General features: G+C 62.3%; 5 protein-coding genes. 2 read left to right on the forward strand and 3 right to left on the reverse strand.

Features of this window, described 5'->3' with window-relative positions:
• Positions 1–9: 9 nt before the first annotated feature.
• A complete protein-coding gene (gene mutS / locus ABL914_RS10265; protein ID WP_391563090.1) occupies positions 10–2,604 on the reverse strand; it encodes a DNA mismatch repair protein MutS in 2,595 nt (864 codons plus the stop codon).
• A 137-nt stretch (positions 2,605–2,741) separates the two neighbouring features.
• On the opposite strand from mutS, the gene ABL914_RS10270 reads away from it, so the two are divergent.
• Entirely contained in the window at positions 2,742–5,006 is a 2,265-nt protein-coding gene (locus ABL914_RS10270; RefSeq protein WP_391563087.1) for an NADP-dependent malic enzyme, read from the forward strand.
• The gene (locus ABL914_RS10275) at positions 5,003–5,869 is read left to right on the forward strand and encodes an HpcH/HpaI aldolase/citrate lyase family protein (protein WP_391563091.1); all 867 of its coding nucleotides are present in this window, start codon (positions 5,003–5,005) and stop codon (positions 5,867–5,869) included. The genes ABL914_RS10270 and ABL914_RS10275 overlap by 4 nt, the downstream gene beginning before the upstream one ends.
• On the opposite strand, the gene ABL914_RS10280 is transcribed toward ABL914_RS10275, so the two are convergent.
• Positions 5,866–6,630 carry a sulfite exporter TauE/SafE family protein gene (locus tag ABL914_RS10280; protein WP_391563088.1) on the reverse strand — a complete coding sequence of 255 codons (765 nt, stop codon included), beginning with the start codon at positions 6,628–6,630 and terminating at the stop codon, positions 5,866–5,868. The genes ABL914_RS10275 and ABL914_RS10280 overlap by 4 nt on opposite strands.
• A 127-nt stretch (positions 6,631–6,757) precedes the next feature.
• Positions 6,758–7,450, reverse strand: a complete 693-nt coding sequence (locus ABL914_RS10285) for an aspartate/glutamate racemase family protein (protein ID WP_391563092.1) — start codon at positions 7,448–7,450, stop codon at positions 6,758–6,760.
• Positions 7,451–7,576: the final 126 nt, after the last annotated feature.

Genomic DNA, 7,576 nt, shown 5'->3' on the forward strand with positions numbered 1-7,576 from the left:
GCGGCAGGGTTAAGGAAGCGTCCCCGCATCGCGCTTTAGCTCATACAGCAGTTCCAGCGCCTCACGCGGGCTCAGCGCGTCAAGGTCGGTCGCATCCAGCCGTGCGCGCAGCGTATCGGCCACATCTTCGTTGTGCTCAGCCGCAGCGGCAAACAGCGGCAGATCGCCAAGGCCCGCCGCGATCCCGCCGGTTTGCGCGCGGCCCTTTTCCAGCCGGTCGAGCACGGCCTTGGCCCGCGCCACCACCGGGGTCGGAACGCCCGCCAATTTGGCCACGGCCAGGCCATAGGACCGGTCCGCCGGGCCATTGGCCAGTTCGTGCAGCAACACCAGATCGCCCTGCCATTCGCGTGCACGAACATGGTGCAGGCTAAGCGCGTCGCAGCTTTCTGCAAGGCGGGCCAGCTCGTGATAATGGGTGGCGAACAGGCAGCGGCAGCGGGTGGTGCCGTGCACCGCCTCAACCACAGCCCAGGCCAGCGCAAGCCCATCGTAGGTTGACGTGCCGCGTCCAACCTCATCCAGGATCACGAAGCTGCGCTCTGTGGCCTGGGCCAGAATTGCCGCAGTCTCGACCATCTCGACCATGAAGGTTGAGCGTCCCCGGGCCAGATTGTCTGAAGCGCCAACCCGGCTGAACAGGCGGTCCACCAGCCCGATCCGGGCCGATTGCGCTGGTACGAAACCACCCGCCTGGGCCAGCAGCACGATCAGCGCATTCTGGCGCAAAAAGGTGCTCTTGCCGCCCATGTTGGGGCCGCCGATCAGCCACAGCCGATCGCTGTCCGAAAGCGCACAATCGTTGGCAACAAAGCGGTCGCCGCGTGCGGCCAGTGCGTTCTCGACCACCGGGTGCCGCCCGCCCACTATTTCCAGTGCGCGGTCTTCAGCCAGCGCGGGCCGGCACCATCCGCCTTCACTGGCCCGCTCGGCCTGGCCCGCAGCAACATCAAGCCGGGCCAGTGCCGCCGCCGTGGCAGCGATTTGCTGGCGGGCAGCAATTGCCATTTCGCACAAGGCGGCAAAATGCTCTTCTTCGCGGGCCTGGGCGTGGCCGCCGGCCTGCGCGATCCGGCTTGCTTCGTCATGCAGCGCCAGCGCATTGAAGCGTACCGCACCGGCCATGGTCTGGCGGTGGGTAAAGCCGCTATCGGGGACCATCAGCGCATCGGCATATCTGGCCGGGACTTCGATAAAGTAACCCAGCACCCCGTTGTGACGGATCTTGAGCGCGGCAATCCCGGTATCGGCGCGGTATTTGGCCTCAAGCGCGGCAATCGCCCGGCGGGCGTCGCCTGAAATCTGGCGCAATTCATCCAGTCCGTGATCGAACTGTTCTGCAATATAGCCACCTTGGCCGCGCTCCGTTGGCGGGGTGGGCACCAGCGCGCGGGTGAAGTGATCGGTCAACGCGCCATGCCCCGTCAACGCGGGAAGCAATGCATCAAGCAGCGCCGGGCGGAACTTGGCCCCTTTCAGAAAATCATGGATCCGCCGCGATTCTGACAGGCCATCGCGCAATTGGCCCAGATCGCGGGGGGAACCACGCCCGGCCACAACCCGGCCCAGCGCGCGGCCCAGATCGGGGATCGCGCGCATCACTTCGCGCAAATCACCGCGCAGCAACGGATCACTGTGCAGCCAATCGACCAGCGCCAGCCGCGCCTCGATTGCTGCCACATTGGTCAGCGGGGCCGAAAGGTCATCGGCCAATTGCCGCGCGCCTGCCCCGGTAACACAGCGATCAACCGCTTCGATCAGGCTGCCTTGCCGGCTGCTTCCCCGTCCCGCCTGGTTAGCGCTTAGCACTTCAAGGCTGGCCCGGGTTGCCTCGTCCATTGCCAGGTGGGCGTCACTGGCCCGAGCCACCGGGGGCAGCAGCAAGGGCAGTTTGCCGCGCCCGGCGTGGTCAAGATAGCCGATCAGCCCGGCAGCGGCGGCCAGCATCGGCCGCGTGAAGTCTCCGAAGGCGTCAAGCGTTGCCACCGCGTGAAGGGATTTCAGCCGCGCTTCGCCGGTATCGCTTGAAAAATCTCGGGCCGGGCGCGTGATTGCATCCTGCGGCGCAGCGCTCATGCCTTCGGGCGCCACCACTTCGCTGGCCCCCAGCCGGGCCAGGGCTGCCCCCAGCCGATCGGCCGGGCAATCTTCCAGTTCCATCCGGCCGGTCGAAATGTCGCAAGCGGCAATGCCAAAACTGCCGCGCAGTTCGCAGATGGCGGCCAGCACATTGGCGCGGCGCGGCTCCAGCAAAGCCTCCTCGGTCAGCGTGCCAGCGGTAACGAACCGCACGATAGCGCGCGCGACCAGGGCCTTTGATCCGCCGCGTTTTTTGGCTTCTTCGGGCGTTTCGGTCTGATCGGCGATCGCCACCCGGCAGCCGGCCTTGATCAGGCGGGCCAGGTATCCTTCAGCTGAATGCGCCGGAACCCCGCACATCGGGATCGGCACGCCTTGATGTTCGCCGCGGCTGGTAAGCGCGATATCCAGCACTTGCGCTGCGCGGCGTGCATCATCAAAAAACAGCTCGAAAAAGTCGCCCATCCGGTAAAATAGCAGGCAATCTGCGGCCTCAGCCTTAAGCGCCAGATACTGCGCCATCATCGGGGTTGGGGCAGAAGCACCGTGCATTAAGTCGCGATAGCCCAGATTGGCTGATTCGGCAGGCCAGATCAGGCAGCTTTCCCCTATCGCGTTGCCGCGCCATTCGTTAGGGCAAGGCCCAGTTTGCGGAGATTGCTGTGTCAGACGAAGCCCGGATCACCTTCACCGAACGCGAAGCGCTGTTTTATCACAAGACGATTCGTCCCGGAAAAATAGAGATCATCGCCTCAAAGCCGATGACAACCCAGCGCGATCTTAGTCTGGCCTATTCGCCCGGCGTCGCGGTGCCGGTTCAGGCGATCGCCGATAATCCTGCCGATGCCTATGAATATACCGCCAAGGGCAATCTGGTGGCCGTGATCACAAATGGCACGGCCATCCTGGGGATGGGCAATCTGGGCGCGCTGGCATCCAAACCGGTGATGGAAGGCAAGGCGGTGCTGTTCAAGCGCTTTGCCGATGTCGATTCGATCGACATTGAACTGGATACCGAAGATCCGGATAAATTCATCGAAGCCGTGGCGCTGATGGAGCCCAGCTTTGGCGGGATCAATCTGGAAGACATCAAGGCCCCCGAATGCTTTGTGATCGAGCAAGCCCTGCGGGAGCGCATGAAAATCCCGGTGATGCATGATGATCAACATGGCACCGCGATCATCGCCGCAGCGGGCTTGCTCAACGCCTGCTTCCTGACCGGGCGCGATTTCAAGGACGTCAAAATGGTGGTCAACGGCGCGGGGGCATCGGCGCTGGCCTGCACCGCCTTGATCAAATCAATGGGCGTCCGGCATGATAATGTGACGGTTTGCGATCGTTCCGGGGTGATTTATCGCGGCCGCGAAGGCGGCATGGATCAATGGAAAAGCGCCCATGCGATCGATACCGCAGCGCGCAGCCTTGAAGATGCGCTGGACGGTGCGGACATCTTCCTTGGCCTATCGGCGGCCGGAGCCTTAAAGCCTGAATGGGTGACCAAGATGGCGCCCAAGCCGATCATTTTCGCGATGGCCAATCCCGATCCCGAAATCACCCCGCCCGATGCCAAGGCCGTCCGCCCCGATGCGATCATTGCCACCGGGCGCAGTGACTATCCCAACCAGGTCAACAATGTTCTGGGCTTTCCGTTCATCTTCCGCGGCGCGCTGGATGTGCGCGCCACCGCCATCAATGAAGAGATGAAGATTGCCGCCGCCCGCGCCATTGCAGAACTGGCGCGCGAACAGGTTCCTGAAGAAGTGGCTGCCGCCTATGGCAAGAAGTATCAGTTCGGGCCCGATTACATCATCCCCGCCCCGTTCGATCCGCGGCTGATGGAAGTTGTCTCGTCTGCCGTGGCCAAGGCGGCGATGGATACCGGCGTGGCGGGCAAGCCGATCGAGGATTTTGACGCCTATCGCACCAGCCTGAAGGCCCGGCTTAACCCAACTACTTCGGTCCTGACCCAGGTCTATGAGGCGGTAAAAGCCAATCCCAAACGCATGATCTTTGCCGAGGCTGAGAACGAGATCGTGTTGCGTGCGGCAATCCAGTACCGTGATTTCGGCTATGGTGAACCGGTGCTGGTTGGCCGCACCGATGCCGTTCTGGCCAAGCTGACCGAACTGGGTGTGGAACATCCCGAATGCTTTCAGATCGAGAATTCTGCAAGCAGCACCCATGTGCCCGCGATGGTCGAATTGCTGTATGAGCGGCTGAAGCGGCGCGGTTTTCTTGATCGCGATGTGCGCCGGATGGTCAACCAGGACCGCAATGTATTCGCCTCGATGCTGCTAAAGCTGGGCGTTGGCGATGCAATGGTAACCGGCATGACCCGGACCTTTGCCCAGACCATGCGCGAAGTTCGCCAGGTGCTGGATCCGGGCGAAGGCCGCTTGCCGTTTGGGATCCACCTGATGATCGGCAAGAATTACACCACATTCCTGGCCGATACGACCGTGAACGAGCGGCCTTCGGCACAGGATCTGGCGGTGATCGCCAAGGAAACCGCAGCAGTTGCGCGCCGCCTGGGCCACGAACCGCGCGTGGCGTTCCTGTCTTATTCCACGTTCGGCAATCCACCGGGGCGCTGGCTGGAACCGATCCGCGATGCGGTGGCGATCCTCGATGCTGAAAACCCGGGGTTTGAATATGAAGGCGAACTGGCCCCCGATGCGGCGCTCAATCCCACGGTCATGGCCAACTATCCGTTTTGCCGGCTTTCGGCGCCGGCCAATGTGTTGATCATGCCAGGGCTGCAATCGGCCAATATTTCGGCCAAGTTGCTGCGCGAACTGGGCGGTAATGCCACGATCGGGCCGATGCTGCTGGGGATGGAAAAGCCGGTGCAGATCGCTCCGATGACAGCGATCGCGCCCGATGTGCTGACGCTGGCGGTGCTTGCGGCAGCCGGCGTAACGGGCTGATCGCAGTGTCCACCCGCCCGCGCCGTAGCGTGCTCTACCTGCCGGCATCGAACCCGAATGCGATTGCAAAGGCGCGCACGCTTGCCGCCGATGTGATCGTGCTCGATCTGGAAGATGCGGTAGCGCCAGAACACAAAGTGGCGGCCCGCGCCGCTGCCGCAGCCGCTGTGCGCGAAGGCGGCTTTGGCCGCCGCGAAGTGGTGATCCGGGTCAACGCGTTTGGCACTGAATGGGCCGAAGCAGATCTTGCCGCGGCTGCCGCAGCCGGCCCTGATGCCGTTCTGGTGCCCAAGGTCAGCTCTGCGCAGGATGTGCTGGCGTATGATGCGGCGCTGGCCGCTGCCCCGGCCCATACCCGGCTGTGGATCATGGTGGAAACGTGCGGGTTGATGCCCCGGCTGGATGAAGTGGCGGCGCTGGCTGGTTCAACCCGGCTGGCGGCCTTCGCCATGGGCACCAACGATCTGGCCAAGGAAATGCGGGCCCAATTGCGTCCGGGCAGAGCTGCATTTCTGCCGATCCTTTCGGCTACAGTCTGCGCGGCGCGGGCCCATGGTCTGTTGGTGTTCGATGGGGTCAGCAACGAATTTCGCGACATGGCCGTGGTCCGGGCCGAATGCGATCAGGGTCTTGAGTTTGGATTTGACGGCAAATGCCTGATCCATCCCGATCAAGTTGAACCGTGCAACGCGGTATTTACACCCAGCGCGGCCGAACTGGCCTGGGCGCGGGCGGTGGTTGATGCGTTCGCCTTGCCAGAGAACCAGGGCAAGGGTGTTATCCGGATTGAGGGTAAAATGGCCGAATTGCTGCACCGCGAACAGGCCCAGCGGCTGTTGGCGATCGCTGCGGCCATAGGCTAGCCCCAGGCGCGGTAAACGCCGTACAGACTGGTAACAGTCAGCACGGTCCCGACCAGAATCAACATGGTCTTGGGGTTGAAATGTTTCGCCGCCCAGGCGCCCAGTGGTGCTGCCAGCAATCCGCCGATCAGCAAGCCCAGCGTTGCCCCGGCCAGATCGGCAATGCCCAGGTGCCAGATGAATGCAGCCGAAACTGTAAGAGTCAGAAAAAACTCTACCGCGTTGACCGTGCCCACAACCTTGCGGGGATCGGCCCCCTGGATCAGCAGATTCGATGTGACCACCGGGCCCCAGCCGCCGCCGCCGGCCGCATCCAGGAAGCCGCCGAACAGGCCCAGCGGAGCGATCAGCCTGGCCTCTCGCATTTTTGGTGGCCAGAACAGCCCGCGCACCAGGATGTAGACCCCGATGGACGATAGATAGAGAAGCACGAATGGCTTGACCACGCTGGCGTCTATATTGGTCAGGGCATAGGCACCCAGTACGCCGCCGACCATGCCAGGCACCAGCAGGCGGAAAAACAATTTCCTGTCGATATTGCCATGGATCAAGTGGCTGATTCCGGATGTCGCTGTGGTAAAGCATTCGACCAGGTGGACCCGCTGCGATGCCAACGCCGGAGGCACACCCATCACGCCGATCAGCAAGGTGTTCGAAATCACCCCGAATGCCATTCCCAGCGCACCATCGACCAGTTGGGCGGCAAATCCGACCATGATGAAGGGCAACAAGGCGGCAAGGTCAAAGCTGAAAGAATCCATGGTTGGCCTCAATCCGCAAAAGCGATTCTCGACCATCTAAATAGAGTTAACGCGGTTCCCTACCCACAAAGAAATTCCGTTGTGCGCCCAAACGAAATTTTGGCGGGGCAGGGTGCAGCGTGCAGGGTCAGCCAAGCGCCAAATCAACCGCCGCAGCGGCGTGAAGCGCGGTGGTATCGAACAGCGGCACCGCACTATCTGTCTGGTCAACCAGCAGCATGATTTCGGTGCAGCCCAGGATAACGCCTTGCGCGCCTTGCTCGATCAGTCGGGCGATGACGCCGCGATAGGCCGCGCGCGATTGTTCGCTAACCACACCGGCCACCAGCTCGTCATAAATTACCTGGTGAATCAGCGCGCGATCGGCCGTCTCAGGCACCAACACGTCCAGGCCATGGCGATCTGCCAGCCGGCCGCGATAGAAATCCTGCTCCATGGTGAAAGCGGTGCCAAGCAGCGCAACCTTGCTGATCCCGGCACCGCGCACCGCCGCGCCAGTCGGATCGGCGATATGCAGCAAGGGCACACCAGCGGCCGCCTCTACCGCATCGGCCATCCGGTGCATGGTATTGGTGCAGATCACCAGCGCCTCAGCCCCGCCGCCTGCCAGCCGATTGGCGGCATCGATCATCAATTCTTCCAGCCGGACCCAGTCCCCTGCGCGCTGCAGCGCCTCAATTTCGGAAAAATCGAATGACCACAGCAGGCATTTGGCAGATGCCAAAGCCCCGCGCGCATTGCGCACACCTTGATTTATCAGCCGGTAGTAATGGGCTGAACTTTCCCAGCTCATCCCGCCGATCAGGCCCAGCACCTTCATGCGCGCCGCCGAAACCGGAAATACCACATTTTGTGTCGCATTGCAACTTATCCTATTGAGTCGACTATGTTTTAAGGCCAATTTCCTTGGTTCAAAGTCGGCCCAGCAATCACCGGGTAATCACCG

The sequence above is a fragment of the Novosphingobium sp. genome (assembly GCF_040079535.1).
GTDB lineage: Bacteria > Pseudomonadota > Alphaproteobacteria > Sphingomonadales > Sphingomonadaceae > Novosphingobium.

Excerpts from the sequence above, each read along its gene's own strand:
- mutS (WP_391563090.1), bottom strand. The coding sequence starts at position 2,604 with ATGATGGCGCAGTATCTGGCGCTTAAGGCTGAGGCCGCAGATTGCCTG.
- ABL914_RS10280 (WP_391563088.1), bottom strand. The coding sequence starts at position 6,630 with ATGGATTCTTTCAGCTTTGACCTTGCCGCCTTGTTGCCCTTCATCATG.
- ABL914_RS10285 (WP_391563092.1), bottom strand. The coding sequence starts at position 7,450 with ATGAAGGTGCTGGGCCTGATCGGCGGGATGAGCTGGGAAAGTTCAGCC.